Origin of the sequence: Xanthomonas sp. WHRI 8932A (assembly GCF_035012785.1) — a bacterium.
Taxonomy (GTDB): Bacteria; Pseudomonadota; Gammaproteobacteria; order Xanthomonadales; family Xanthomonadaceae; genus Xanthomonas.
This window is the reverse complement of record NZ_JAYGQQ010000004.1, coordinates 231,031-256,146: the sequence shown is the minus strand read 5'-3', so window position 1 is coordinate 256,146 and position 25,116 is coordinate 231,031. Positions and strand designations below refer to the sequence as shown.

Below are 25,116 nucleotides of genomic sequence, written 5' to 3'. Positions count from 1 at the left end.
TAACGAACGAGCGAAACGCCTACCATGCGAGGGCGGAATTTGGGGCCGCGTCTGTTTTTACTCGTTTGAATATTTTCACGCCTGCAGAGGCGGGGAGCCTTTGCGCATGACTTTTCAGCCCAGTCCGTCGGGACATCCGGGCCGTGACCAACGCTTGCTCGAGCAGGCGCACGACGCGTTCGTGCCCGCGCTGGTGCAGGTGTTTGCAGCTGCAGTCGCACATTTCGATGATGTCCTGTTCGATCGCGCCGAATCCGCCGGCGCGTCACAGTTGCTGTTTCTCGATGGCATGCGCGAGCTGCGCCGCAAGCGCGAAGACGTGACCACCCAATTCCGCCAACAGCTGGAAGACGGCTGGCAGGCGCTGTTGCTCGGAACGCCCTTGTCGGCCGAAGTGGTACTGGCCGGCGACATGGGCACCGGCCCGCTCAGTCTGGTGCCCGAGCACGTACTCGAATCGCGGCTGGCAGTGCGCAACCTTGCCACCGTGCTGCTGCGCGATTTCAAGCAGGTGCTGGCGCGTGTCGACCGCCGCCTGGGCTGGATTGCCGGTGGCCTGGAACTGGTGGCCGACACCAATCCGTTCGGTCCGGAACATCTTGGCGTGGCGATCCACGAAGCGTTCGCCACCTGCGATCTGGCGCCGGAAGTGCGCCTGGTGGTGATCAAGCTATGCGAGCGCGACCTGGCCGAACCGATCGGCAAGTTGTATGCGCGTCTGGACGAAACCCTGGCCAAGGCCGGCGTGATGCCGGAAATTTCGCAGCCCAAGCGCCCGCCGCCGCGCATGCAGCCGCGCGGCGAGACGCCCGAAGCGCGCGCGCAGGCCGACGCTTATGGCGGCGATGCCGAAATGGGCGGCGACGATCAGAACGACCAATACGCGCCAGCCTGGGCCAATCGCTTTCTGGACCGCTGGGCGCATAGTCGTGGGCGCATGCAGGCCGCCGCGCAACGCGGCCATGCCGATGGTGGCGGCGCTGGCGGTATGGAAGGCGAGGCCGATCATCCTGGCGGCAGCCAGGGCATGCTGCTGGATGCACTGCACGAACTGCTGCAGCAGACCCGTAGCGTGCGCGACAGCACGGCCTCGGCTGCGTCGGTGGCGGTGGGCCAGCAACGCCCGCTGAGCCAGCGCGAAATGATGTCGGTGCTGTCGTTGCTGCAGGCCACGCCCAGCGCAACGCTGCAGGCGGCCATCGGCGACGACAACGAATCGCTTGCGCAGCGACTGAAGAACGAAGTGCTCAACAGCGCTACGCGTCTGGGCGTGGACCCGGCCACCGCAAAGCTGGACCCGATGGACGAGGATGCGATCGACCTGGTCGGCATGCTGTTCGACGTGATGCTGGACGAGCGCGATCTGGAAAACCGCTCGCGCGAAATGATCGGCCGGCTGGTGGTGCCCTTCGTCAAGGTGGCGCTGCTGGACCGCAAGATGTTCGTGCAGAAGACTCACCCGGCGCGGCGCCTGCTCAATTCGCTGGCCGAGGCCTGCGAGGGCAACAACGGCGACAGCGCCGCCGAGCGCGTGCTGATGGGCAAGGTCGAAGAAATCGTCGACCGTCTGGTGGCCGAATTCAACGAGAACCTGGCGATCTTCCTGACCCTGGAAGAAGAGTTCCGTGACTTCCTGTCGCAGCACCGCCGCCGTGTGGAAATCGCCGAGCGCCGCGCCACCGAAACCCAGCGCGGCCAGGAAAAACTGGAGTTGGCGCGCAACCGCGCGCTGGCGGAGCTGGAGCAGCGTGTGCTGGCCGGTGCGCCGTTGCCCAAGGCGGTGGAAGACTTCCTGCGCCAGCCGTGGCTGCATCACCTGACCATGGCAATCCTGCGCGACGGCGATGAAGGTCCCGGCACGGTGGAAGCATTGGCGCTGGCCGATGGCGTGCTGGAAGAACTGAGCGAGGCGCGCCGCCACATCATCGGCAAGCCGTGGCTGCAGGTCTGGCAACCGGCGCTGCATCGCGTGTTCGCCAGCGTTGGCCTGCATGGCGACGCGGTGGTGGTGGCGATCACGGCATTGCACGACACCTTGCAAGCCATCGCCGAGGCACGCCCGGAGCTGGAAAAAGCCTTGCCGGAACTGCCGCAGGTCAACCTGCCGCCGCCAGCGGCCGAAAGCGTCAGCGTAGTGCTGGGTGCCGAAGCGGTGGCGCAGAGCATCGACAGTGCCGACGCCGAACGGTTCCGTGCGATGGACATCGGCACCTGGCTGGATTTTGTCGACAAGGACGGCAAGGTGCAGGCCGGCAAGCTGTCGTGGGTCAGCCCGATTTCGCAGCGGCTATTGTTCGTCAACCGCCGCGGCGTGCGTTTCTGCGTCGCTTCGCCGGAAGAACTGGCGGTGATGGTGCGGCTGGGGCGCCTGCGCGAACACATCAACGACGGCGCGTTCGACAGCGCGATGCAGGGCGTGATCGACCGGTTGGATCCGCTGCACAACAACGGCACGGTGCACTGAGCGATTGCATCGATTGCGCAGCGCTGTCGCTGCGCGTCGGAGGCTGTATCGCTGCCTTCGGCGAGCGTGCTTTGAAGAATGGATGTGCGTCGCTGGCGCGACCGTCGCGAGGGTCTTGCTGTGCCGGCGTTTGGGCTCCTGGAGTCGTCGGGCTGCTGCAGCAGACGCCGGATGTTTGAGGCGTCGTGGCGGTTCTGATGGCCAGGCGACTCTTTCGAAGTGACTCATCGGCAGGCGCGGAATCATTGCGGCAGCAAGCGCGATGTGCCTTATCGCGTAATACGTGAGCGCTGCATTTGCGATCGGATTGCGCAACACGCTTAGAACGGCTAACAAAACGTAGCGAGCATTCGCCAGGTGGGTGTGGACGGCCCGGAGGAACAGGAGTGTACGCGTGGTACATGCGGCATCGAGCACCGGCCGCGGCCGCTTGGCGGTGAGCACAGTCCTTTTGTCAGCCGCTCTTAACCGGCGCATTCCCCTGACGCTTGCACTCCGGCAACCACGCCCGCGATGACTGCATCCCGGAGCGCGCTACTCAGCGCGATGCCGGGCCGATGAACTCCAGCGTCCGCGCGATCACCGAGGCGTGATCGACCATGCGGTTATGGCCCAGTCCTTCGGTACTGAACAGCTGCGCGCCTGGCCAGAGTGCGGCAAAGCGTGCGCCTTCTTCCCACGGCGTCTCGCGGTCGCGGCGGTCGTGGATGATCAGCGCCGGGCGATCGAAGTGCGACAGGTGCGCGGTCGCATCGAAGTCGGCAAAACACTTGCCGGTGAGCTGGATCAGCCAATTTTCGAACGGTGCGAATGCGCCGGGTGCAATACCGAACGCGTGGAACTGCCGTTGCGCGCTGGCGGCCGGCGCCACCAGCGGGGCGATCAACACATAACGGGCCGGACGCCATGCCGGGTCGTCGGCAAACACCACTGAGGCCGCCCCCAGCGAGTGGCCGATGAACACCGCAGGGCGGCCAAAGCGCTCGCCGATCTGGCGCAGTATCTTGACGAAATGCGGCATGTTGCTGATCTTGCCGCTGCTCAGGCCATGTGCCGCCTGGTCGAACGCCAGCACCGCATAGCCAAGCGCGCGCAGCTGCGGCACCCAGGCCGCAAAGCGCAGGCCGTAGCTGGCCCAGCCATGCGACAGCAGCACATACGGCTGCTGCGCGGGGTCGCCCCATTGGTAGACGGCGATGTCGATGCCATCGACGCGCAGGGTCTGCTGCTGCACATCGGTCAAGGTCGCGGCGATGGTCGCTGCCTGTCGACGCCCGGCCTCACCTGGGGTGACGAAACGGCGCGCCAGAGAGCGGCCCGTCGGGCCGGGGGCCAGGCGACTGACTGTGCGCATCAGGCCGCGGAGCAGCCGCGCACGCAATTTGGCGATGGACGAGCTCATGGGGGAGTCCTTGTAGGGGAGGGCGCGTCGCACATCTTGTCGCCGACAAGATGCGACACAAGTCTGCCGATTGAATCTTGTCAGCGTCAAGATGATCTGCTCCACTGAGCTCCCGATAAACGAAGCCGCCATGTCGCGATCAGACGTTCCTGCTGGCTATCACCACGGCGATCTGCCGGCCGCATTGCGTCGCGCTGGCTGGGAGCTGGTCGGCGAATCGGGCGTGCGTGGGCTGACCTTGCGCGAATGTGCGCGCCGCGCCGGGGTCTCGCATGCCGCACCCGCGCACCACTTCGGCTCGCTGGACGGGTTGTTGGCGGAAGTGGCGGCCGATGGCTACGAACGCATGCTCGCGCGCATCCACGCAACCCAGCAGGAACTCGCCAACCCGCTGCTGGGCTGTGGACTGGGCTACCTGCGATTTGCCATCGACTATCCGCAGCAGTTCCGGCTGATGTTGGGCCTGGACCTGCGTTCGCGCAGCCTGCCACGGCTGCTGCAGGCCAGCGAGGCAGCCATGGCCTGCCTGCGCGACACGGTGCGCGCACAGTGGAGTGCCCGTCACGGCAGCGCGCCAGACGCCGAGCTGCTGGAACAGCGCACCCTGCTGGCGTGGAGCGCAGTGCACGGCTATGCGTCGCTGGCGATCGACCGCAAGCACGACGCCTTGCGCGCGTTTGCGCCGGAACTGGTGTTCGCCCCGTTGCTGCATGCGGTGCTTGAACCCTGAGGCGCGATCTGCGAGGAAAACGCGGTACGGGTTGACGTGCAACCTGGCCGACAGCCAGCGCAGCACACGTGCCAGGCGCCGCGGCCACGCTCTGCTAGCATCGCCGCACTGAGCGCGAGACCGGAGCAACCCATGGCTGTGCAGGTGCTGGTGCTGAAAGAACAGGCAGCGGGCGAACGCCGGGTGGCGGCAACGCCGGAAACGGTCAAGAAGCTGGTCGCGCTCGGCGCCCATGTGTGGATCGAGCCGGACGCCGGCCGCGCCAGCAGCATGGACGATGCGGCGTATCTGCAGGCCGGTGCGCAACTTGCCAGCGCACACACGCTTGATCAGGCCGACATGCTGCTCTGTGTGCAGGCACCGCCGACCGATGTCTTGCTGTTGTGCAAACCGCAGACGGTGGTGATCGGCATGCTCGCACCCGATGCCGACCCGGCGCGTGCGCAGGCATTTTCCACGCGCGAACTGGTCGCGTTTCCGCTGGAGCGCCTGCCGCGCACCACGCGTGCGCAATCGATGGACGTGCTGAGTTCGCAAGCCGGCATGGCCGGTTACAAGGCGGTGTTACTGGCCGCGCAACTGGCGCCGCGGTTCTTCCCGATGCTAACCACCGCCGCCGGCACGATGCGCCCCTGCAAGGTGGTGGTAATCGGTGCGGGCGTGGCCGGCTTGCAGGCGATCGCCACGGCCAAACGGCTGGGCGCGCAGGTGGAAGGTTTCGATGTGCGCCCGGAAACCCGCGAACAGATCGCGTCCCTGGGCGCGCGCTTTCTGGATCTGGGCGTCAGCGCTGCCGGCGAAGGCGGCTACGCACGCCAACTCACCGACGACGAACGCGCCGAGCAGCAGCGCGGCCTGGCCGAGCATCTCAAAGGCGTGGATGTGGTGGTCTGCACTGCGGCCGTGCCGGGGCGACCGGCGCCAAAGATCGTGACCACGGAGATGGTGCAGGGCATGCGCGCCGGCAGCGTGATCGTGGATCTGGCTGCGGAAACCGGCGGCAATTGCGCGGCTACGCGTCCCGGCGAAACCGTCGATCTCGATGGCGTGGTGGTCGCCGGGCCGCTCAATCTGGCAAGCCAGGGCGCGGTGCATGCCAGCGAGATGTTTGCGCGCAACGTCTACGCGTTCGCCGCGTTGTTGATCAGCGACGGTGCGCTGTCATTCGACTGGGACGATGAGTTGCTGGCGAAGACGCGTTGGTCGGCCACCCCGGCGGCCTAGCGCGCTGCATGCGCAGTAGCTGCTCGAAGTGTCGCTGGTGCGCAGTGGAGGTGACCGTCAAGGCTTGATTGCACGCTGTCGTGCTGTCGTGCTGTCGCGCTGCTGCGCGGCGAGTGCGGCGAGTGCGGCGGCGTTCAATCGTCCGTCGGCGGGTGGTCGCGTAACCAGGCGCTGCGTTCGGCCGGGCTCATCTTCTGCCAGCGTTGTTGCAGCTCATTGCGCTGTTGCGGGTTGAGCGTGCGCATGCGGTCGAACAAGGCCTTGGCTTCGCGGCGCTGGTCCGGGCTCATGTTGCGGAAGCGGTCCATGCCGGCCTTGGCCTGCTTGCGCTGTTCGGGGGTCATGTCCAGCCAGCGACTGGCATGCCGGTACATGCGCGGACGTTCTTCGGGCACATCGTTCCAGCGCTCGCGCAGCGCATCGATCAGCACCTGGCGCTGTTGCTGGGTCAGCTTGTCCCACTCCGGCATCGGCGTCTCGTTGCGTGGGCCTGGGCCATGCGGGCCGTGTCCGTCCATCGGCGGTGGCCCTGGCGGGCCCGGCGGCGGGCGGTCCTGTGCCAACAGCGACGCGCACGGCCCGGCGCAGAGCAGCAGGGTCAACAGCAGGCGGGTGGTGCGGGTCATCGTGCTCATTCCATGGCCAAAGCGGTATCGGACCCGAGCCAGACATACAGGTCGGGGTTCTGGGTCAGCAGGTCGTCGGTGTCGGTGCCGGCACTGTTGCCGGCCACTGCCTGGGTCGGCGCGACGCTTGTGGGTGCAGTGTCGCCCGGTCGCAGTTGCAGGCCGATAGCGACGGCCAGCAGACCCGAACAGGCGGTGGCCAGCAACCAGTAACCGCGGCGTGGACGCGGCGCCGACGCGTGGCGTGCCTGGCGCAGGCGTGCCAGGGTCTGCGGCGGCAGGCTGGTGAGCGCGGCGGCATGCAGTTGGCGCAGTTGCGCATCGAACTGGGCCGGATCGTGGGAGCGGTTCACAGGAAATCCTCGAACTGTTTTTGTAACGCGTCGCGTGCGCGCGACAGGTGAGTTTTGACCGAGCCTTCGGAGCAGCCCATCGCCTTGGCGGTGGTGGCCACATCCAGATCTTCCAGCACGCGCAGCGTGAACGCTTCGCGCTGGCGCGCCGGCAAGCTACGCAACGCCTCAACCAGCCGTTGGTAGGCTTGCTGATGTTGCTGGGCGCCGACCGGGCCGATGCCGGGGTCGGCCCACTCGATCGGGCCTTCGTCATCGGCGCGCTCGGCCGGTGCCCAGAATTTCAGCCGGAACGTGCGGCGGCGCTGCAGGTCGATGATGCGGCTGCGCAGGATGCTCCAGAACAACGGCGTCCATTCCTCGGCCGGCCGTTCACGGTAGCCGAGCAGCTTGACCATGGCGTCCTGCACGGCATCCAGCGCGTCTTCGCGGTGACGCAGACCGGCCTCGGCAAAACGGAACGCACGCGGACCGATGCCCGCCAAAAATGCGTCCAGCGACACCGGGACGGCGGCGGCCGTTGTAGAAGGCTGCGGATCGAAAGGGGTTCCCACCAGCACAGCGTAGCTTCCGCGAAGACGATACGGCGTCAACGGCCCAGCGCCGATTCGGTTGACATGCCCGATGCGTGGGTATGATCGGCGGGCCGCACCGGCCAGTGGAGCGAAAGACGATGAGCGACGGGTTCGTAGCGCTGTACATCTTCATGCTGGCGGCCATCGCCGGCCACGTGATCATCTCGCGGGTGCCGGTGATCCTGCATACCCCGCTGATGTCCGGCTCCAACTTCATCCACGGCATCGTGCTGATCGGCGCGATGGTGGTGCTTGGGCATGCCGATACCACGCTGGAAAAAGCGCTGGGGTTCGTCGCGGTGGTGCTGGGCGCGGGCAATGCAGCCGGCGGCTATGTGGTGACCGAGCGGATGCTGGACATGTTCAAATCCAGCAAGCCGGATCCGGCCAAGCGCGACGCGAAAGATTGAACGTACGGCGCCTACGCATCGCAGCGGTGCTGGCCGCGGTCGTGCTTGTCCCGCTGCTCGGCTTCGCGCTGGGCTTCCTGGTTTATGTGCTGCCGTTCGGGCAGATGTCCTTCTCTGGAGCGTGGCTGCTGATGCACCTTTTGCCGATCCTCATCAAGAGTAGCTACCTGATCGCCGCGACCCTGTTCCTGCTCGGCCTGCAACGCATGGCCTCTCCCAGGACCGCGCGTAGCGGCATCCGCTGGGCCGGCGCCGGCATGCTGATCGCCACGGTGGCCACGTTCTTCCTGCCGGAACTGCATAACGTGCCGCTGATCCTGGCAGCGCTGGCGATCGGCATCGGGGTGGCGTGGTGGTCGGCCAAGAAGGTGGCCATCACCGACATGCCGCAGATGGTGGCGCTGTACAACGGCATGGGCGGCGGCTCGGCGGCGGCGATTGGCGCGGTGGAACTGCTGCGGTTTTCCTTCTTCGCCAATCGCGACACTGCGCACTGGAGCGCGCAGGCGATCGCCGAACTGGCGGCGCGGCGGCCGGACACCACCACGGTGATGCTGGCGGTGATCGGCTCGGCGATCGGGGCGGTGTCCTTGTCCGGCTCGATCATCGCCTGGGCCAAACTGGATGGCCGGCTCGACCGAAGGGTGACCTTTCCCGGCCAGCAGGCGGTCAATCTGCTGGTGGCGCTGGCAGTCCTGGCACTCGGCATCTGGGCCGCCACCAGCCTGCAGCCGCTGGCGATCATCGCCTTCTTCGCCGTGGCGCTCGCGCTGGGCGTGTTGATGACGCTGCCGATCGGCGGTGCCGACATGCCGGTGGTGATTTCGCTCTACAACGCTTTTACCGGCCTGGCGGTGGCGTTTGAAGGCTATGTGCTGGGCAATGAGGCATTGATCATTGCCGGCATGATGGTGGGCGCGGCCGGCATCTTGCTGACCCGGCTGATGGCCAAGGCGATGAACCGGCCGATCAGCGGCGTGCTGTTTTCCAACTTCGGTGGCGGCGGGCAGGCGCAGGAGATCAGCGGCGCGCAAAAACCCATCGAGGCCAGCGATGTGGCCGCGATGATGGCCTTCGCCGAGCGGGTGGTGATCGTGCCCGGCTACGGCATGGCGGTGGCGCAGGCGCAGCACAAGATCTGGGAGCTGGCGCAGCGGCTGATCGCGCGCGGGGTCAAGGTGAAGTTTGCGATCCACCCGGTCGCCGGGCGCATGCCCGGGCATATGAACGTGCTGCTGGCCGAAGCCGGTGTGCCGTACGACCTGATCGCCGACATGGACGACATCAATCCGGAGTTCGCCAGCACCGATGTGTCGCTGGTGATTGGCGCCAACGACGTGGTCAACCCGGTCGCCAAGACCGATCCGGCCAGCCCGATCTACGGCATGCCGATCCTGGACGTGGTCAATTCACGCAATACGGTGGTGATCAAGCGCGGCAAGGGCACCGGCTTTGCCGGCATCGAAAATGCGCTGTTCTACGCCGACAACACCCGCATGCTCTACGGCGACGGTGCCGAAGCGGCCAGCGCGCTGGTCAGCGAGTTGAAGGCGCTGGATGGGGGCGGGCATTGACGTCTGGCATTCCACTCACGTGCCGAGGCACGGCAAAAGTCTTTCCACGATGAGCGACCGCCCACCCATGTCGCTGCGTGCCGGAAACGCGATTGACGACCATGCCGAGGTGCCGCCGTTCGACGCGGTGCGCGACCAGGTAACGGCAGAGTATCTCGAGCGGTATTGCTGTGGAATCCACCACCTGGACAGTGTTTCGTGGCGCTTCTATCTGCCACATCTGCTGCAGCACGCGCTGCGCAACAGTGGGAACGCTGCATCCAACGCCACAGATACCTTGCTGCAGTCGCTGCGCCCTCCGGATCGGGAGCCTCCGCGCTTCGGCAGCCTGTCCGCTGCCGAAGAACGCATGGTAATAGCGGCCTTGGACACGCTTGCGTTTACCGACGGGTCCGAATGGATCGAATCTGCGCAATGCGCGCTCGAAGAATATTGGGGACCCGGCGCCAGCTACCGCTGAGATCTTCGGAGCCTTGAGCCACGCCGAAACCGCTTCGACGCCCGGCTTGTTGCTGTCGACCAAGCGCGTCGCTAGCGGCGAGCATCAGCGCTTGCAAGCCGGTGCTCACGCCCGCCTGGCAGTGGCGGCTACGCTGCAATCAAATTCAGCGCGCAGCCCACCACGCTACGACCACCGCTGCGAAGTAACACAGCAGGTCGAACGCATTATTGGCCAGTTGCAGCAGGGTCCAGGCCAGGCGCGGGCCCATTTTCTGGGCCGAGGTCCACGGGTCCAGGCCCAGCGATCCGCCCAGTTGCGCCGAGGCGATGCCCCAGTTGGCGCCGACGATGATCAGTGCAGTGGTCGCCACCGCCACGCCGATACGCAACCTGCCGGCACGCAGTGTGCCCAGGCGCAGCATCCAGACCACTTCCAGTGCGACCAGTACCGCCATCCAGCCGGCCTGGTTGCCGAGCGCAAGGGCGATGAGCAGCCAGGCGATGAGGGCGGTGACGCTTCCCAGCAACAGGAGCGGGGGCCAGAGCCAGTGGGCGCTTCTGGCGGACGCGGAGGTGGGCGGCATTGGAGCTCCTGACAGTGCGCACATGATAGAGCGCATGCCGCACTTTGCGACGCACTGCATCGGCAGATGGAATGCAGCGTCGTTGAAGGGATTGGCGGCCAGCGGCGGCGGCGCCATCGCGGTCGGCTAGAATGGCCGACTTGCGCGCGTCCGGCGCGGCCCCATATCCAGCCCATGTACTCCCGTAGCAGCGAACCCGTCCAGTTCGAACGCGATTGCGATGCCGTCATGGTGCCGCAGGGCGATTCGGTGACCCTGCCCGCAGGCAGTTATGGCTATATCACCCAGGCCCTGGGTGGCAGCTACACGGTCTTTGTCGAAGGCAATCTGTTCCGCATTGCCGGCAAGGATGGCGATGCGATCGGCAAGGAGGCCCCGCCGGGGCTGGAATTGCCCGCCAACGCCAGCGACGAAGAAGTGGAAGCGCTGGTATGGCAGCAGTTGCGCACCTGCTTCGACCCGGAAATTCCGTTCAATATCGTCGATCTGGGCCTGGTCTACGAAGCGGTGGTCAGCCATCGCGAAGAGGACAACCAGCGTCGGGTGGACGTCAAGATGACGCTCACCGCGCCCGGCTGCGGCATGGGCGAGATCCTGGTCGACGACGTGCGCAGCAAGGTGGAAATGATCCCGACCATTGCCGAGGCCGATGTCGAGCTGGTGTTCGACCCGCCTTGGGGCCGGCATATGATGTCCGAAGCGGCCCGTCTCGAGACCGGCATGCTCTGATCGTCAGGCGCCATGTCCGCAGATGTGGCGCCGCGTCCTTTCGCCCGCCATACAGGAATCTTCCGGTGTCCGTGTCCTTCGCTTCCACCCGTTCTCCGTCGCCGCGCAGCGCCGACGAACTGTCCGTGATCCTGGCCGCGCCCGGTTTCGGGCTGCATTTCACCGACCACATGGTCGCCATTTCCTGGAACAACGAGCAGGGCTGGCACGACGCGCAAGTGCGTGCTTACGGCCCGCTGCAGTTGGACCCGGCCGCGTCGGTGCTGCATTACGGCCAGGAGATCTTCGAAGGCATCAAGGCCTACCGGCATGCCGATGGCTCGATCTGGACCTTCCGCCCGCAGTCCAACGGCGAACGCCTGCAGCGCTCGGCGCGTCGTCTGGCGCTGCCGGAATTGCCGGTAGACCTGTTTGTCGAATCGCTGCGCCAGCTGGTGGCCGTGGATGCCGGCTGGGTGCCGTCGGCGCCGGAAACCAGCCTGTATTTCCGCCCGTTCATGATCGCCGACGAGGCCTTTCTGGGCGTGCGCGCCGCGCACAAGGCCTCGTACTACGTGATCGCCAGTCCGGCCGGCCCGTACTTCGCCAAGGGCGTGGCGCCGGTGTCGATCTGGTTGTCCACCGAATACGCACGTGCGGCCAAGGGCGGTACCGGCGCGGCCAAGTGCGGCGGCAACTACGCCGCTTCGCTGCTGCCGCAGCAGAAAGCCTATGCGCAGGGCTGCTCGCAGGTGCTGTTTCTGGATCCGGTCGAAGGCAAGTACATCGAAGAACTGGGCGGCATGAACGTGTTCCTGGTCTACCAGGACGGCACCTTGGTGACGCCGGAACTGTCCGGCAGCATCCTGGAAGGGATCACCCGCGACAGCATCCTGCAGCTGGCCCGCGACCGCGGTATGCGCGTGGTCGAGCGCAAGGTGTCCATCGACGAATGGAAGCAGGGCGTGGCATCGGGCGAGATTGTCGAAGTGTTTGCCTGCGGCACCGCCGCGGTGGTCACCCCGATCGGTGAGCTCAAGGGCGACGGCTTTGCGGTGGGCGATCTGTCCGCGCCGGCGGGCGAGGTGACCATGTCGCTGCGCCAGGAATTGACCGATATCCAGTACGGCCGCGTGCCGGACCGGCATGGCTGGTTGGTGCGCTTGTCCTGAGTCAGCGCTACAGCGTCAAAAACAGGCCTCTGCGCGTCAGCGCAGGGGCTTTTTTTTGCCTGCCGTGCAGCAGGGCGACATGCATCCCGTCAAAAAACTGTGGGAAGCGGACTGAACAGACATGACGCTTGTCACAAAACTGATATTTAAGTTTCAAAAGTGTCGATTTCGTATTGTCCAGTTTGGTTGGAGTGGGATAGGTTCGCTGAACGGATCAATAACAGGGGATTGATTCGGGGACTCGGCGCCGACCTATGCAGGCGGTGCCGGATTACACCGCCAAGGCGGTTCTCTTTGATTTGGAAGGGAATTCGATGTCGAACGAGTCATTCCGCAAGCGTCCTCGCACGCTTACCGTCCTGGGCGCCACCGCGCTGACCTCCCTGTTGCTGGCAACACCTGCGTTTGCCGGTGAGGTCTACCTGGACGGTCTTGCCACTGCCCAGACCCACCAGAAATTCATCGTGACCTACAAGGACGGCAGCACTGCGCTGGCCAGTCCCACCGTGCTGAGCACCTCGCTGCGCACCGCCGCACGCGCGGTTCCGGCCAAGGCCGGCAAGGCGCTGGGTCTGAACGCGGTGCGCCGTCTGGCGCTGGGGCCAGAGCTGATCAAGGCCGACCGCGCGCTGGACCGTGCCGAGGCCGAGACCCTGATGCGTCAACTGGCCGCCGACCCGAACGTGCAGAGCGTGGAAGTGGACCAGATCCTGCGCGCCACGTTGACCCCGAACGACACCCGGCTGTCCGAGCAGTGGGGCTTTGGCACCACCAATGCCGGCCTCAACATCCGTCCGGCCTGGGACAAGGCCACCGGGACAGGCGTCGTGGTGGCGGTGATCGATACCGGCATCACCACGCATGCCGACCTCAGCGCCAACATCCTGCCCGGCTACGACTTCATCAGCGACGCGACGGCTGCGCGCGATGGCAATGGCCGCGACAGCAACCCTGCAGACGAGGGCGACTGGTATGCCGCCAACGAGTGCGGCACCGGGATTCCGGCCTCCAACTCCAGCTGGCACGGCACCCATGTGGCCGGCACGGTCGCTGCGGTGACCAACAACAGCACCGGCGTGGCCGGTACCGCCTACAACGCCAAGGTCGTGCCGGTGCGCGTGCTCGGCAAGTGCGGCGGCTCGTTGTCGGACATCTCCGACGCCATCGTGTGGGCGTCGGGCGGCAGCGTCAGCGGCATTCCGGCCAACGCCAATCCGGCCGAGGTCATCAACATGTCGCTCGGTGGTGGCGGTGCCTGCTCGACCACCATGCAGAACGCCATCAGCGGTGCGGTGTCGCGCGGCACCACTGTGGTGGTGGCGGCCGGCAACAGCTCGGCCAACGTGTCCGGCTCGCTGCCGGCCAACTGCGCCAACGTGATCGCGGTGGCGGCCACCACCTCGGCGGGTGCCAAGGCCAGCTATTCCAACTTCGGCGCCGGCATCGATGTATCCGCGCCGGGCTCGGCGATCCTGTCCACGCTCAATAGCGGCACCACCACCCCGGGCAATGCCAGCTACGCGTCCTACAACGGCACCTCGATGGCGGCGCCGCACGTGGCCGGCGTGGTCGCGCTGGTGCAGTCGGTCGCGCCGACCGCGCTCACTCCGGCAGCGGTGGAAACCTTGCTGAAGAACACCGCACGCGCGTTGCCGGGTGCCTGTTCCGGCGGTTGTGGTGCCGGCATCGTCAATGCCGACGCCGCGGTGACGGCGGCCATCAGCGGCAGCAACGGTGGTGGCGGTGGCGGAACCGGCAACACGCTGACCAACGGCACGCCGGTCACCGGCCTGGGTGCGTCCAGCGGTGCGGAGCTGAACTACACCATCGCCGTTCCCGCCGGCAGCGGCACGCTCACCGTGGCGATCAGCGGCGGCACCGGCGATGCAGACCTGTACGTGCGCGCCGGCAGTGCACCGACCGACACCACCTACGCCTGCCGTCCGTACCTCAGCGGCAATACCGAAACCTGCAACATCAGCGTGCCCTCCGGCACGTATTACGTGCGGGTCAAGGCATACAGCACGTTCTCTGGCGTGACCTTGAGCGCCAGCTACTAAACGTTGCCGTTCGACGCTGTTGCGCTGTCTGGCCGCGTGGCCAGGCAGCGCTGTCCCAGCGCGACACCCCATCTGCGATGTCCGCCCACGTCTGCCGTTTCGGCAGGCGCAGGCAGGGCATTGCCGCTCGGCCGGAATGGACGCCGGTCAGTCGTTTCGACGGGCGCCAGCGCCCGTTTCGTCCGGCCCGATCCGCGGTGTTGCGGCAAGGGCTCGGTCATCTCGCCGCAACTGCGGCACTTCTACTTCTTGAGGAACGATCGATGTCCAATGTGTCGCAACGTCGTGCACCTGCACGCGCACTGGTGGTGCTGGGTGTTTCCGCGCTGACCTCCCTGCTGGCCGTGCCGGCGTTTGCCGGTCAGGTCAATCTGTCCGGTCTGGAATCGCAGCCCACGCTGGACCGCTTCATCGTCAAGTACAAGGACGGCAGCAGCCCGACAGTGAGCCCGACGTCGATGCGCGCATCGCTCAATTCGGTCGCCTCCGCCGTGCCGGCCCGCGCCGGTCGCGCGTTGGGTCTGAGCCACGTGCGCCGCACCGCGCTGGGGTCGGAAGTGCTCAAGGCCAGCCGTGGCCTGGACCGTGCTGAAGCCGAGACGCTGATGCGCCGCATCGCCGCCGATCCGAGCGTGGACTACGTGGAAATCGATCAAATCATGTATCCGACGCTGACCCCGAACGACGCGCGGCTGTCCGAGCAGTGGGGCTTCGGCACCACCTCGTCCAGCATCAACGTGCGTCCGGCCTGGGACACCGCCACCGGCACCGGCGTGGTGGTGGCGGTGATCGACACCGGCATTACCAGTCACCCGGATCTCAATGCCAACGTGCTGCCGGGCTACGACTTCATCAGCGATGCCACGCGGGCGCGCGACAACAACGGCCGCGACAATAATCCGGCTGACCAGGGCGACTGGAGCACGGCCAACCAGTGCTTCTCGGGTTCACCGGCCTCCAACTCGAGCTGGCACGGCACCCACGTGGCCGGCACGATCGCCGCAGTCACCAACAACAACACCGGCGTAGCCGGCACCGCATTCAATGCGCGCATCGTGCCGGTTCGCGCGTTGGGCCGGTGTGGCGGCTCCACCTCCGATATCGCCGACGCCATCGTGTGGGCCTCCGGCGGCACGGTGTCCGGCGTACCGGCCAACGCCAATCCGGCCGAGGTGATCAACATGTCGCTGGGCGGCAACGGCACCTGTTCCAGCACCTACCAGAACGCCATCAACGGTGCGGTGTCGCGCGGTACCACGGTGGTGGTGGCGGCCGGCAACAGCAATGCCAACGTGGCCAACTTCACCCCGGCCAGCTGCGCCAACGTGATCTCGGTGGCGTCGATCACCTCGGCCGGTGCGCGTTCGAGCTTCTCCAACTTCGGCACCACCATCGACATCTCCGGCCCGGGCTCGGCGATCCTGTCGACCTTGAACAGCGGCACCACCACGCCGGGCAGCGCCAGCTACGCGTCCTACAACGGCACTTCGATGGCGGCCCCGCACGTGGCCGGCGTGGTTGCGCTGGTCCAATCGGCGGCCAGCCGTCCGCTGACGCCGGCGGCAGTGGAAACCCTGTTGAAGAACACCGCACGTCCGTTGCCGGGCGCCTGCTCGGGCGGCTGCGGCGCCGGTATCGTCAACGCGGCGGGTGCGGTCAGCCAGACCCCGTAAGGCGAAGGCGAGGCGCGATGCCGGCCTGACCGCCGGCATCGACGTCGGGCCGGCCCCGACGCCGCTGTCGGTGTTTTGAATCCTGCACTGCCCCGCTTCGGCGGGGCAGTGTGCGTTTGGGCATAGGCCACGACTGGGCGTCGGCCAACCGGCGGCGGCAATGGCTGAACAAAGCGCATGGCGCTGCCTTGCTGCCGCTTCAGCCCCGCAAACGGCGCGCCGATAGCCACCGCACGTGAGGCATGGCCGTGTGCAACCGCCCCACGATCAGGCAGCGCGCGTCGCAGAGGGCGTCAGCGCGTTGTCTTCTGAATTTTCAGCTCCTTGGGGAGGGTTGATCCATGTCGCATGTCTCGGTTGGTGTGCTGCGCCACGCTGCGTTTGTCTGTGCGTTGTCCTGCACGTTTTATGCCACTGCCGGCGAGGTCAGCCTGCAAGGGCTGGCGTCCAGTTCCACCCATCAACGTTTCATCGTCAGCTACAAGGACCGTGTCGGCAGCAGCCGTGCGACCGGCCTGTCTGCGCCGTGGCGCGAGATCGCCAGCGCCGTGCCTGCACAGCGCGGGCGCGCGCTGGGGTTGTCCGCCACGCGCCGGCTCAGCACCGGCCCGATGCTGTTGGTGGCCGATCGCAAACTGGATCGCGTGGATGCGGAAAGCCTGATGCGGCGCCTTGCCGCCGACCCGGCCGTCAAACGTGTGGAAGTGGACGTATTGATGCGCCCCTTGCTGGTGCCCAACGATCCCGGCGTGCCCCAGCAGTGGGCGATGGGCACCAGCACCGCCGGTCTCAACATCCGGCCGGCATGGGACCGCACCACCGGCAAGGGCATCGTGGTGGCGGTGATCGATACCGGCATCACCAAACATCCGGATCTGGACGCCAATGTGCTGCCCGGCTACGACTTCATCGTCGACCCGGCGACGGCGCGCGACGGCAATGCGCGCGACGCCACTGCCGCCGACCAGGGCGACTGGACGGCGGCAAACGAATGCGGGCCAGGTGCGTCCGCCTCCAGCTCCAGCTGGCATGGCACGCATGTGGCCGGCATCGTGGCGGCGGTCGGCAACAATGCCGGCGGCGTGGTCGGCACGGCGTTCAATGCCAAGGTGCTGCCGCTGCGCGTATTGGGCCGCTGCGGCGGGTACATGTCCGATATCGCCGATGCGATCGTCTGGGCATCGGGCGGCAAAGTCACCGGTGTGCCGGCCAATCCGAATCCGGCCACGGTGATCAATCTGTCGCTGGGTGGTGCGGGGAATTGTTCGACAACGCTGAGTACGGCCATCGCCGGTGCGGTGACGCGCGGTAGCTCGGTGGTGGTGGCGGCAGGCAACAGCAATATGGATGTGGCCACCAGCGTGCCGGCCAATTGCCCGAACGTGATCGCAGTGGCGGCCACCACCTCGGCGGGCGCCAAGGCCAGCTTCTCCAACTTCGGCAAAGGCGTGGATATTGCAGCGCCGGGGCAGGCCATCGTCTCCACGCTCAATAGCGGCACCACGGTGCCGGGGAATGCGGCGTACGCGTCGTACAGCGGCACCTCGATGGCTGCACCGCATGTGGCTGGTGTGGTGGCGCTGATGCAGTCGGTGGCGCTGAATCCGCTCACGCCGGCCATGGTGAAAGCCCTGCTCAAAAGTAGCGCCCGGCCGTTGCCGGTTGCCTGCACGCAGGGGTGCGGTGCGGGGCTGGTCAATGCCGATGGCGCGGTGGCGGCGGTGATCGCGTCGACCACCTTGGCCAGGAATGTGGCACGTACCGGTTTGAGTGCAGCGCAGTCGGATGTGCTGTATTACCAGATCAACGTGCCGGCCGGTACGCGCTCGCTCAAGGTGGCGCTCAACGGGGGCAGCGGCAATGCGGATCTGTCGCTACGCGCAGCTGCACTGCCCACCGACACCGCCTACACCTGCCGCAGCCTGCTGCCGGGCAATGCCGACAGCTGCACATTGAACGCACCGGCGGCCGGCACGTATTACGTGCGGTTGAAGGCGACGCTGGCGTTTTCAGGGGTCAGCGTCACGGCGACGTACTGAGCATCGCGGGAGTACGGCTCCCGATGCGGCTTAAGACCGCCGAGACACCGGCTGCGCTCGCCACCAGGTGGGCGCGGCCGATGCTGGGTGCGGTCTGTACCACGCGTACGTTCCGGTGCTGAGCATGCCGTCCATGCGGACCTGACGGCTGCGCTACGGTTTGTTGGCCGCTGTTACTCGCACAGCACGCAAGCCCGTGCAGTGAGGGCCTGCAACAGCTGCGCGCCGGGCAATTCCAGCAACAAGCCACGCTGGCCGGCATTGATCCACAGTGCTGGTGCGTCCAGCGCGGTGGCTTCGATCAGCACCGGCGCCTGCCGCTGCTGACCGAGCGGGCTGATACCGCCCACTTTGTAGCCGGTGCGGCGTTCGGCATCGGCCACGTCCATCATGCGTGCGGACTTTCCGCCGCACGCGCTGGCCAGTTGTTTCAGCGACAGGCGCCGGTTGCAGGGAATGACCGCGCACACGGCCAGGTCGTCGACCCAGGCCATCAATGTTTTCAGTACCGTCTGCGGTGCCAGCCCAAGCGCGGTTGCCGCCTGCAGGCCTTTGGCGTCTGCGTCGGGTTGATAGTCGTAAGGGTGCAGCACGTAGGCCACGCCGGCAGCGTCCAACGCCTTGGTCGCGCGAGTGGCCTTGCTCATGACCTCAGAGCGATTCGAAACGGTTGGCAGCGACGTTCTTGCGCACCTGTTCCGGATTCCAGATCCGCCCGTTCATGGCGATATACACGCCGGCCGGCAGCGACTGCACCGCACCGACCGCGCAACCGATATTGAACTCCGCATCCGAGCCGCGGAAACGCGCCGGGTTGAGCGCACCGGTCATCACGATGGTCTTGTCGGCGATCGACTGCAGCACCTTGCCGGTTGCCACCATCGAATCGGTGCCATGGGTAATCAACACGTGGCGAGTCGGTTGGGCGGCAATGGTGGCGCGGATCAGCTCGCGATCAGCCTCGGTGATGTGCAACGAATCCTTGCGGATGATCGGAATGACCGAGAAGCGGAAGGTCACCCCCAGCTCCTTGAGGATCTGGCCAATCTGCGGGTCGCCGATCTGGTAGTCGGATTTGTCGTCGAAGTAGATCTTGTCGATCGTGCCACCGGTGGTGACGATCAGGAGGTCTTCCATTGCTGCGGATCCTTCAAGCGTGCGCGGTGCAGGCCGCGCGAGGGCCGTCATGATACGGCGCGGCGGCGCGCCCTGCAGGGCGCAGCCGTTAGCGCGGGATGCGTTTTTTGCCGAAGCGCGCGGCAACGCCGGGCCCGCTGACCAACCCGATGACCAATAGCGCCAGCAGCAGTTCCAGCCATGCCAGCCCACGGACGTGGGGCTGACTCCAGGCCGCCATCACGCCGTGACTGAACCAGCCCAGCGCAAAGGTGCCGGCCCAGAAGCGGGCACGGGCACTGCGCACAGCCAGCACGCCGGTCAGTGCCGGCGGCAGCGCGAAGACCAGCAAGGCGGCGGTGCGACGCGGGTCGTCGTGAAACCAGATCACGTACACCACAGTCAGCGCCAGCAGCGCAAACGTCAGCAGCCAATGCACGGCGCGCAGGCTCACGGCGCGGCCAGCCGGCGCGCGATGTCGGCCACGCGGCGGCCGAGCGCGCGCGCCAGCAGGGCTTCGTCCTCGCTGGGTTGCGGGTCGCCACCGGCGCCGGACACATGGCTGGCGCCGTACGGGGTGCCACCACTGGTGGTGTGGCTGAGCGCGGCCTCGGTAAACGGGATGCCGACGATCAAGCAGCCGTGGTGCAGCAGCGGCAGGTGCATCGATAGCAGGGTGGATTCCTGGCCGCCATGCATCGAGGCGGTGGAGGTGAACACGCCTGCCGGCTTGCCGGCCAGGGTGCCGGTGGCCCATTCGGCGCCCAGGCTGTCGAGGAAGTGTTTCATCGGTGCGGCCATGTTGCCGAAGCGGGTCGGGCTGCCCAGCAGCAGGCCGCTGCATTCGGCCAGATCGGCGCGGTCCACATACGGCGCGCCTTCGTCCGGTACCGGTGGGGCGCTGGTCTGGGTGACCGCAGCCACCGGTGGCACCGTGCGCAGCCGCGCGCTCATGCCCGGCACCTCGCCGATGCCGCGCGCGATCTGCCGCGCCAGCCGCGCCACCGAGCCGCCACGGCTGTAATACAGCACCAGAATCTCCGCCATCGTGCCTCTGCCGCCTGTTGAGTTGCCGCAGTATCGGCCATGCCGCCGCCTGCCTGCACGCCGCAGGTGCGACAAGGCCGCGATGACGGCGCATCGGGTACCCTTGCGCGATGTCGCGTGTGAACAAACTCCACCAATGGAAAGAGCGTCTGCGCGATCGCGCGCGGACGGTGAGCTTCGGGCGCTTTCTGTGGCGCCGCTTTCTGGACGACCGCCTGTTCCAGGCCGCGGCCTCGCTGGCCTACACCACGGTGTTTGCGCTGGTGCCGCTGGCAATCGTGGTGTTCGGCGTGTTGTCGGCGTTTCCTGCATTCAACGAATGGAAGGACGCGCTCACCGACTTCATCTTCAACAACTTCGTGCCCGGCGCTGCGCGCTCGGTGCAGAACTATCTCAACCGTTCGCTGGAAGATCTGGGCAAGTTCACCGTCGCCGGTATGGTGGCGCTGGTGGCCTCGTTGTTGATCACCCTGCACAGCATCGAACAGACCTTCAACAGCATCTGGCGGGTGGCTGCCGCGCGGCCCAAGGTGACGCGGTTTTTGATTTACTGGACCGTGCTGACCCTGGGCACGATGCTCGCCGCCGCCTCGATGGCGATGGCGGCCTATGTGTTCGCGCTACCGCTGTTCCGCACCACCGAAGGCCAGTGGCTGGCCGAATTCGCCTGGCGGCTGGCGCCGATGGCGGTGGAGTTCGTCTGCATCGTGCTGATCTACCGCGTGGTGCCGCAGCATGTGGTGCGCCTGCGTCACGCGCTGCCTGGCGCGCTGCTGGCGGTGATCCTGATGGAGATCGTCAAATGGGGCTTCGGCTTCTATCTGGGCAATTTCCAGACCTATCAGCGCATCTACGGCGCGCTGTCGGCGCTGCCGATCCTGCTGCTGTGGATTTATCTCAGCTGGGTGTCGGTGTTGCTGGGCGCGTCGCTGGCATCGTCGATGTCCGCGTTCCGCTATCAGCCAGAAGCCATGCGCCTGCCGCCGGGCTTCGAAATTTATGGCCTGCTGCGTCTGCTCGGCCGTTTCCGGCAGGCACGCATCCACGGCAACGGCCTGGACGAAGACCGCATTCTTGCGCTGGAGCCGATGCTCACCGACACGCTGATGCAGGAGCTGCTATGCGAGCTCAAACGCATCCGCCTGCTGCGGCGCGACGAGCGCGGCCAATGGCTGCTGGCGCGCGATCTGGACGTGGTGCCATTGGCCGAACTCTACGAAAACTGCCAGCTGCGCGTGCCGATCGAAGACCGCCCGCTACCGTGCCGCGACGATGCCTACGGCCAGGCCGCCGCCGCGGCGCTGGAACAATTGCGTCAACCGTTGCGCGGCGTGCTGGCGCAACCGGTCGGCGACCTCTACACCCACCTCCCCGGAGATCCTCCATGACGATGCGTCTTGTGCGCGGCGCGTGCGCGCTGCTGTTGCCGCTGTTGCTGCTGACCGCCTGCAAGCCCACCGGCGAGGGCACGCCCGCTGCGGCCGATTCGGCGGCAGCGCCTGCCACGGCCACCCAGACACCCGAAAAACCCGCCGCTGACCCGGCCAGCGCGGCCAACACCTCGGTGGTGCAGCAGACCGCCGAGATGCCGAAGCTGTCGCTGCCCACAGTGTCGGGAGAGACCTACGACCTGGCCGCGCATCGCGGCAAGTGGGTGGTGGTCAACTTCTGGGCCACCTGGTGCGCGCCTTGCCTGAAGGAAATGCCGGAGCTGTCGGCACTGCACACCATGCGCGACAGCGTCGAAGTGGTGGGCCTAGCCTACGAAGACATCACCGCCGCCGACATGCAGGCGTTTTTGAAGGATCACCCGGTGTCCTACCCGGTGGCGATCCTGGACCCGTATCAGCCGCCGCAGGACTTCGCCACGCCACGCGGCTTGCCGATGACCTATTTGATCGGCCCGGACGGCAAGGTCGCCAAGCAGTTCCTCGGCCCGGTCACCGCCCGCGACATCGAAGCGGCGGTCGGCATCACCGGCAAGGCGGGGTGATGCAGGCGGCGCGTTTTGTGGTCAGCGGGACAGTGCAGGGCGTGTGGTACCGCGCCTCCACCCGCGAGCGCGCGCTGGCGCTGGGTGTGTGCTGGCACGCCTGCAACCAGCCGGACGGCAGCGTGGAGGTGGTCGCCGTCGGCAGCCAGGCCGCACTGGATGCGTTGGAAACCTGGCTGTGGCAAGGCCCGCCAGCGGCGCAGGTGACATCGGTGACACGCACGGCGTGTGCGGTTCCGCCGACTGAAGAATTTGTAACTGGCTGAGTGCGTGCCGCCACGGCGGGGCAACAGAGTTGCGTTGCTTCGCCGATAACCTTCTCAACGCGATCAGGCGTTCAGGGGAATGTAATGGCCGCTCCATCTCAAGATCACAACGACGGGCACGCTCCGGCGGCACATCGCCGCAATCACCAGCTGACGCAGTTCGGGCCGTGGCTGTATCTCGGCGCGCTGCTGGGCAGTGGCTGGTTGCTGTTTGTGCAGCCGTCCACCCGCGTACTGCAGCCCGAACAGGCAACTACCAGCTGGCTGCTGGCGTGGACGTTTGGCGGCATCGTGATCGGTGCGGTGGCGTGGAGCCTGCGTCTGGCGCGTCGCGGTCTGGCGCAGCCGGCGGCGACCTACCCGATGTCGGCACGCCTGCCCGAATCGTGGACCGATGCCTACGCGGCGCTGTTGCGCCCGGCGGCTCCGGTCGCGCCTGCCACCCCCCGCCTCGACCCGACCGACACCCAGCGTGGCGCCGCCTGGCACCGCTTTGGCGCCGGCATGCTCAGTGCCGAAACTTTCGACCCCAACGATGCCACCCGCGCGCCGTGGGATGGAATGGATGCCCAGGCCTGCATCGCACGTCTGGACGAGGGACGCACCGCCTGGCAGAACGCCTCGGCCAACCGCGCGCTGCATCAGGATCGCCGCTACTGGCTCGACGTGGTGCTGTCGCTGCTCGATCACGGTGTGATGCGCCCGCTGCAGGACGGTTATCTGCCGGACACCGCCGCGCTGCGCACCGAGCGTTTCCTGCTGGGTGCCGATGCGGGCCCGGTGGTCCTGGCCGATGTACCGGCCCTGTTCTCGCGCCGCCTGGCACTGGCGATCGAAGCGATGCCGACCGCACAACGCGACGCGGCCGGCGTGCAGTGGCGGCTGCTGCAGCAACTGCATGCATTGGTGGCTGAAGGCCGCATGCTGGACGAGCGCTCGCAGGTGATCCAGGTGCTGGCATGGAACCCGGACGTGGACCTGGACCAGGTCGAAGTGGCCTACATCCTGGCCGCCGAATACCGCGAAGGCATGCGCGACTGGTTGCGTCGCGCTGCGCTGGTCCGTTTGCCCGACAGCGCCTTACGGCTGGACGAAGTGCTGTTGTCGTCCTGCAGCCCGCTCGGCGCGCAGGCTGACGATGTGGACTACATGGAAGCGATGCGCCCGCTGCACCGCGGTTTCATGCAGTTGTTCAGTCAGCGCCTGAGCCAGCTGGTGCTGCAGGCCGAGCAGGCCGAACGTCAGGCCGGCCTGCATCCGCTGCCGCGCGCCACCACGGCCAGCGACGAAGTTTCTCAGGACTGGCCGGCGTAATCGTCGATCGGTTCCAGCACGCCGTAGCGCTCCTTGTGCGGCTTGCCGTGCAAGGGCGGCAGCGCTAGCGGCTCGTCGGGCACCGCGGTGTCCGGCAGCCGATCCAGCAGATCGCGGATCAGGCTCAGCCGGCCACGTTTCTGGTCGTTGAAGTCCACCAGCGTCCACGGCGCATCCGGGATATGGGTCACTTCGAGCATGCGCTCGCGGGCGGCGGTGTAATCGTCGTATTTGGTGCGCGATTGCAGATCCACCGGCGACAGCTTCCAGCCCTTGAGCGGGTCTTCGTGACGCTCGGCAAAGCGTTCTTCCTGCTCGGCCTGGTCCACGCACAACCAGTACTTGAACAGCAGAATGCCGTCATCGACCAGCATCTGTTCAAAGCGCGGTGCCTGCTCCAGAAACGCCTCGTATTGCGCGTCGGTGCAATAGCCCATCACCCGTTCCACGCCGGCGCGGTTGTACCAACTGCGGTCCATCAGGACCAATTCGCCACCGGCCGGCAGATGCGTCACATAGCGCTGGAAATACCACTGCGTGCTTTCGCGGTCGTTGGGCTTGGGCAGCGCCACCACCCGGCACTGGCGCGGGTTGAGATGGCTGGCGATGGTCTGGATCACGCCGCCCTTGCCGGCGGTGTCGCGGCCTTCCACCAGCACCAGGGCGCGTTGATTGGTGTGGCGCAGCCAGCGCGCCATGCCGACCAGCTCCAACTGCAGCGGTGCCAGCAACTTTTTGTAGGCCTTGCGTTTCAGGTGCGACATGCGGGTTCCGTTCAACGATCGAACGCGCAGGCTATTCGCCCAGCCGTGGACGCAATGTCGCCAGATTGCATGGCTTGGTGCGCGCATCCAGCTGCGCACGCACGATCTTTTCCCACGCCGTGCGGCACGCCGAGGTGGAGCCGGGCAGGCAGAACACGAAGCTGTGATTGGCCAGCCCCGCAAACGCGCGCGATTGCAGCGAAGACGTGCCGATTTCTTCCACGCTGATGGCGCGGAACATCTCGCCGAAGCCCGGCATGATCTTGTCCAGCAGCGGTGTGATCGCCTCCGGCGTGCTGTCGCGGCCCGTAAAGCCGGTGCCGCCGGTGACCAGGATGCCGTCCACCTGCGCATCGGCAATCCACGACGACACGACCGCACGCATGCGGTAACGGTCGTCCGGACATAGCGCACGGTCGTGCAGCACATGGCCTTCCTGGGTGAGGGCGTCGGCCAGGTAATCGCCGGAACGGTCGTCGGCCAGCGTGCGGCTGTCGGACACCGTCAGCACGCACAGGCGCAGGGGAATGAAGTCTGGAGTAGAAGGCATGCCGCAGCGTAACCAGCTGCAGCGGCCGGGT

Annotated in this window: 26 protein-coding genes and 2 other RNA genes; 16 read left to right on the top strand and 12 right to left on the bottom strand. The window is 66.5% G+C overall.

The annotated features are described in order from the left end of the window. The first annotated feature begins 106 nt into the window (after positions 1–106). Positions 107–2,464 (top strand): DUF1631 domain-containing protein, encoded by a 2,358-nt coding sequence (locus VC212_RS08345; protein WP_323515160.1) that lies wholly within the window; start codon positions 107–109, stop codon positions 2,462–2,464. 327 nt (positions 2,465–2,791) lie between these two features. Here the strand turns inward: VC212_RS08345 and VC212_RS08340 are convergent. Both VC212_RS08340 and VC212_RS08335 read right to left on the bottom strand, forming a co-directional pair. After that, positions 2,792–2,867, bottom strand: a non-coding RNA gene (locus tag VC212_RS08340) — sX9 sRNA. 135 nt (positions 2,868–3,002) lie between these two features. Continuing rightward, positions 3,003–3,866 carry an alpha/beta fold hydrolase gene (locus VC212_RS08335; protein WP_323515159.1) on the bottom strand — a complete coding sequence of 288 codons (864 nt, stop codon included), beginning with the start codon at positions 3,864–3,866 and terminating at the stop codon, positions 3,003–3,005. Positions 3,867–3,996: 130 nt separating this feature from the next. Between VC212_RS08335 and VC212_RS08330 the strand changes: the two genes are divergently transcribed. Together VC212_RS08330 and VC212_RS08325 are read left to right on the top strand one after the other, a co-directional pair. Next, positions 3,997–4,596: a TetR/AcrR family transcriptional regulator gene (locus VC212_RS08330; protein WP_323515158.1), complete on the top strand. Its 600-nt coding sequence runs from the start codon at positions 3,997–3,999 to the stop codon at positions 4,594–4,596. A 132-nt stretch (positions 4,597–4,728) separates the two neighbouring features. Beyond that, a complete protein-coding gene (locus tag VC212_RS08325; RefSeq protein WP_323515157.1) occupies positions 4,729–5,820 on the top strand; it encodes an NAD(P) transhydrogenase subunit alpha in 1,092 nt (363 codons plus the stop codon). A gap of 134 nt (positions 5,821–5,954) precedes the next feature. On the opposite strand, the gene VC212_RS08320 is transcribed toward VC212_RS08325, so the two are convergent. From VC212_RS08320 to VC212_RS08310, 3 genes are read right to left on the bottom strand one after another with little or no spacing between them, the layout of a single operon-like run. Beyond that, the gene (locus tag VC212_RS08320; protein ID WP_323515156.1) at positions 5,955–6,446 is read right to left on the bottom strand and encodes a DUF3106 domain-containing protein; all 492 of its coding nucleotides are present in this window, start codon (positions 6,444–6,446) and stop codon (positions 5,955–5,957) included. A 5-nt stretch (positions 6,447–6,451) separates the two neighbouring features. Then, positions 6,452–6,799, bottom strand: coding sequence for a hypothetical protein (locus tag VC212_RS08315; RefSeq protein ID WP_055851274.1), 348 nt, complete (start codon positions 6,797–6,799; stop codon positions 6,452–6,454). Beyond that, the gene (locus VC212_RS08310) at positions 6,796–7,359 is read right to left on the bottom strand and encodes an RNA polymerase sigma factor (RefSeq protein WP_055851277.1); all 564 of its coding nucleotides are present in this window, start codon (positions 7,357–7,359) and stop codon (positions 6,796–6,798) included. The genes VC212_RS08315 and VC212_RS08310 overlap by 4 nt, the downstream gene beginning before the upstream one ends. 113 nt (positions 7,360–7,472) lie before the next feature. Between VC212_RS08310 and VC212_RS08305 the strand changes: the two genes are divergently transcribed. From VC212_RS08305 to VC212_RS08295, 3 genes are all read left to right on the top strand, one after another. Further along, the gene (locus tag VC212_RS08305; RefSeq protein WP_055851467.1) at positions 7,473–7,784 is read left to right on the top strand and encodes an NAD(P) transhydrogenase subunit alpha; all 312 of its coding nucleotides are present in this window, start codon (positions 7,473–7,475) and stop codon (positions 7,782–7,784) included. Between the two features lie 104 nt (positions 7,785–7,888). Next, entirely contained in the window at positions 7,889–9,358 is a 1,470-nt protein-coding gene (locus tag VC212_RS08300) for an NAD(P)(+) transhydrogenase (Re/Si-specific) subunit beta (protein ID WP_323515196.1), read from the top strand. Between the two features lie 67 nt (positions 9,359–9,425). After that, the gene (locus VC212_RS08295) at positions 9,426–9,818 is read left to right on the top strand and encodes a DUF6714 family protein (protein ID WP_115527179.1); all 393 of its coding nucleotides are present in this window, start codon (positions 9,426–9,428) and stop codon (positions 9,816–9,818) included. A gap of 145 nt (positions 9,819–9,963) precedes the next feature. On the opposite strand, the gene VC212_RS08290 is transcribed toward VC212_RS08295, so the two are convergent. Next, positions 9,964–10,383, bottom strand: a complete 420-nt coding sequence (locus VC212_RS08290; RefSeq protein ID WP_055851280.1) for a hypothetical protein — start codon at positions 10,381–10,383, stop codon at positions 9,964–9,966. Between the two features lie 174 nt (positions 10,384–10,557). Here VC212_RS08290 and sufT point away from each other — a divergent pair, with 174 nt between their 5' ends. The 6 genes from sufT (at position 10,558) to VC212_RS08260 (ending at position 18,204) form a co-directional block, all read left to right on the top strand. Further along, positions 10,558–11,112, top strand: coding sequence for a putative Fe-S cluster assembly protein SufT (gene sufT / locus VC212_RS08285; protein WP_011260066.1), 555 nt, complete (start codon positions 10,558–10,560; stop codon positions 11,110–11,112). Between the two features lie 65 nt (positions 11,113–11,177). Continuing rightward, complete coding sequence (locus tag VC212_RS08280) at positions 11,178–12,263, top strand: branched-chain amino acid aminotransferase (RefSeq protein ID WP_115512432.1); 1,086 nt, start codon at positions 11,178–11,180, stop codon at positions 12,261–12,263. A gap of 314 nt (positions 12,264–12,577) precedes the next feature. Further along, a complete protein-coding gene (locus tag VC212_RS08275; RefSeq protein ID WP_115514444.1) occupies positions 12,578–14,323 on the top strand; it encodes a S8 family peptidase in 1,746 nt (581 codons plus the stop codon). Between the two features lie 263 nt (positions 14,324–14,586). Then, complete coding sequence (locus tag VC212_RS08270; RefSeq protein WP_323515154.1) at positions 14,587–15,996, top strand: S8 family peptidase; 1,410 nt, start codon at positions 14,587–14,589, stop codon at positions 15,994–15,996. 341 nt (positions 15,997–16,337) lie between these two features. Continuing rightward, on the top strand, positions 16,338–18,035 hold the full coding sequence (locus VC212_RS08265; protein ID WP_323515152.1) for a S8 family peptidase: 1,698 nt from the start codon (positions 16,338–16,340) through the stop codon (positions 18,033–18,035). Positions 18,036–18,129: 94 nt separating this feature from the next. After that, a non-coding RNA gene (locus VC212_RS08260) (sX9 sRNA) lies at positions 18,130–18,204 on the top strand. 4 nt (positions 18,205–18,208) lie between these two features. Here VC212_RS08260 and ybaK read toward each other — a convergent pair. The 4 genes from ybaK to wrbA all read right to left on the bottom strand — a co-directional run bounded on the left by ybaK (position 18,209) and on the right by wrbA (position 20,198). Continuing rightward, complete coding sequence (gene ybaK / locus VC212_RS08255) at positions 18,209–18,682, bottom strand: Cys-tRNA(Pro) deacylase (RefSeq protein ID WP_323515151.1); 474 nt, start codon at positions 18,680–18,682, stop codon at positions 18,209–18,211. Positions 18,683–18,686: 4 nt separating this feature from the next. Then, the gene (locus VC212_RS08250; RefSeq protein ID WP_055851295.1) at positions 18,687–19,172 is read right to left on the bottom strand and encodes an asparaginase domain-containing protein; all 486 of its coding nucleotides are present in this window, start codon (positions 19,170–19,172) and stop codon (positions 18,687–18,689) included. 88 nt (positions 19,173–19,260) lie between these two features. After that, positions 19,261–19,605, bottom strand: coding sequence for a DUF2069 domain-containing protein (locus VC212_RS08245; protein ID WP_323515149.1), 345 nt, complete (start codon positions 19,603–19,605; stop codon positions 19,261–19,263). After that, positions 19,602–20,198, bottom strand: a complete 597-nt coding sequence (gene wrbA / locus VC212_RS08240; protein ID WP_005988829.1) for an NAD(P)H:quinone oxidoreductase — start codon at positions 20,196–20,198, stop codon at positions 19,602–19,604. Before wrbA ends, VC212_RS08245 begins: the two co-directional genes overlap by 4 nt. Positions 20,199–20,308: 110 nt before the next feature. Between wrbA and VC212_RS08235 the strand changes: the two genes are divergently transcribed. The 4 genes from VC212_RS08235 (at position 20,309) to VC212_RS08220 (ending at position 23,771) form a co-directional block, all read left to right on the top strand. Beyond that, positions 20,309–21,586, top strand: coding sequence for a YihY family inner membrane protein (locus tag VC212_RS08235; protein WP_115527186.1), 1,278 nt, complete (start codon positions 20,309–20,311; stop codon positions 21,584–21,586). Further along, positions 21,583–22,191, top strand: a complete 609-nt coding sequence (locus VC212_RS08230) for a TlpA disulfide reductase family protein (RefSeq protein ID WP_055851312.1) — start codon at positions 21,583–21,585, stop codon at positions 22,189–22,191. Before VC212_RS08235 ends, VC212_RS08230 begins: the two co-directional genes overlap by 4 nt. Continuing rightward, the gene (locus VC212_RS08225) at positions 22,191–22,457 is read left to right on the top strand and encodes an acylphosphatase (protein ID WP_323515148.1); all 267 of its coding nucleotides are present in this window, start codon (positions 22,191–22,193) and stop codon (positions 22,455–22,457) included. Before VC212_RS08230 ends, VC212_RS08225 begins: the two co-directional genes overlap by 1 nt. Before the next feature lie 84 nt (positions 22,458–22,541). Continuing rightward, a complete protein-coding gene (locus VC212_RS08220; RefSeq protein ID WP_323515147.1) occupies positions 22,542–23,771 on the top strand; it encodes a hypothetical protein in 1,230 nt (409 codons plus the stop codon). On the opposite strand, the gene ppk2 is transcribed toward VC212_RS08220, so the two are convergent. Together ppk2 and moaB are read right to left on the bottom strand one after the other, a co-directional pair. Next, complete coding sequence (ppk2, locus tag VC212_RS08215; RefSeq protein ID WP_055851321.1) at positions 23,753–24,535, bottom strand: polyphosphate kinase 2; 783 nt, start codon at positions 24,533–24,535, stop codon at positions 23,753–23,755. The genes VC212_RS08220 and ppk2 overlap by 19 nt on opposite strands. 31 nt (positions 24,536–24,566) lie before the next feature. Further along, a complete protein-coding gene (gene moaB / locus VC212_RS08210) occupies positions 24,567–25,085 on the bottom strand; it encodes a molybdenum cofactor biosynthesis protein B (protein WP_323515145.1) in 519 nt (172 codons plus the stop codon). Positions 25,086–25,116 lie beyond the last annotated feature (31 nt).

Excerpts from the sequence above, each read along its gene's own strand:
- VC212_RS08345 (WP_323515160.1), top strand. The coding sequence starts at position 107 with ATGACTTTTCAGCCCAGTCCGTCGGGACATCCGGGCCGTGACCAACGC.
- VC212_RS08330 (WP_323515158.1), top strand. The coding sequence starts at position 3,997 with ATGTCGCGATCAGACGTTCCTGCTGGCTATCACCACGGCGATCTGCCG.
- VC212_RS08275 (WP_115514444.1), top strand. The coding sequence starts at position 12,578 with ATGTCGAACGAGTCATTCCGCAAGCGTCCTCGCACGCTTACCGTCCTG.
- sufT (WP_011260066.1), top strand. The coding sequence starts at position 10,558 with ATGTACTCCCGTAGCAGCGAACCCGTCCAGTTCGAACGCGATTGCGAT.
- wrbA (WP_005988829.1), bottom strand. The coding sequence starts at position 20,198 with ATGGCGGAGATTCTGGTGCTGTATTACAGCCGTGGCGGCTCGGTGGCG.
- VC212_RS08225 (WP_323515148.1), top strand. The coding sequence starts at position 22,191 with ATGCAGGCGGCGCGTTTTGTGGTCAGCGGGACAGTGCAGGGCGTGTGG.
- VC212_RS08220 (WP_323515147.1), top strand. The coding sequence starts at position 22,542 with ATGGCCGCTCCATCTCAAGATCACAACGACGGGCACGCTCCGGCGGCA.
- VC212_RS08235 (WP_115527186.1), top strand. The coding sequence starts at position 20,309 with ATGTCGCGTGTGAACAAACTCCACCAATGGAAAGAGCGTCTGCGCGAT.
- VC212_RS08300 (WP_323515196.1), top strand. The coding sequence starts at position 7,889 with ATGTCCTTCTCTGGAGCGTGGCTGCTGATGCACCTTTTGCCGATCCTC.
- VC212_RS08270 (WP_323515154.1), top strand. The coding sequence starts at position 14,587 with ATGTCCAATGTGTCGCAACGTCGTGCACCTGCACGCGCACTGGTGGTG.
- ppk2 (WP_055851321.1), bottom strand. The coding sequence starts at position 24,535 with ATGTCGCACCTGAAACGCAAGGCCTACAAAAAGTTGCTGGCACCGCTG.
- ybaK (WP_323515151.1), bottom strand. The coding sequence starts at position 18,682 with ATGAGCAAGGCCACTCGCGCGACCAAGGCGTTGGACGCTGCCGGCGTG.
- VC212_RS08325 (WP_323515157.1), top strand. The coding sequence starts at position 4,729 with ATGGCTGTGCAGGTGCTGGTGCTGAAAGAACAGGCAGCGGGCGAACGC.
- moaB (WP_323515145.1), bottom strand. The coding sequence starts at position 25,085 with ATGCCTTCTACTCCAGACTTCATTCCCCTGCGCCTGTGCGTGCTGACG.
- VC212_RS08230 (WP_055851312.1), top strand. The coding sequence starts at position 21,583 with ATGACGATGCGTCTTGTGCGCGGCGCGTGCGCGCTGCTGTTGCCGCTG.
- VC212_RS08295 (WP_115527179.1), top strand. The coding sequence starts at position 9,426 with ATGTCGCTGCGTGCCGGAAACGCGATTGACGACCATGCCGAGGTGCCG.
- VC212_RS08305 (WP_055851467.1), top strand. The coding sequence starts at position 7,473 with ATGAGCGACGGGTTCGTAGCGCTGTACATCTTCATGCTGGCGGCCATC.
- VC212_RS08290 (WP_055851280.1), bottom strand. The coding sequence starts at position 10,383 with ATGCCGCCCACCTCCGCGTCCGCCAGAAGCGCCCACTGGCTCTGGCCC.
- VC212_RS08265 (WP_323515152.1), top strand. The coding sequence starts at position 16,338 with ATGTCGCATGTCTCGGTTGGTGTGCTGCGCCACGCTGCGTTTGTCTGT.
- VC212_RS08335 (WP_323515159.1), bottom strand. The coding sequence starts at position 3,866 with ATGAGCTCGTCCATCGCCAAATTGCGTGCGCGGCTGCTCCGCGGCCTG.
- VC212_RS08320 (WP_323515156.1), bottom strand. The coding sequence starts at position 6,446 with ATGACCCGCACCACCCGCCTGCTGTTGACCCTGCTGCTCTGCGCCGGG.
- VC212_RS08250 (WP_055851295.1), bottom strand. The coding sequence starts at position 19,172 with ATGGAAGACCTCCTGATCGTCACCACCGGTGGCACGATCGACAAGATC.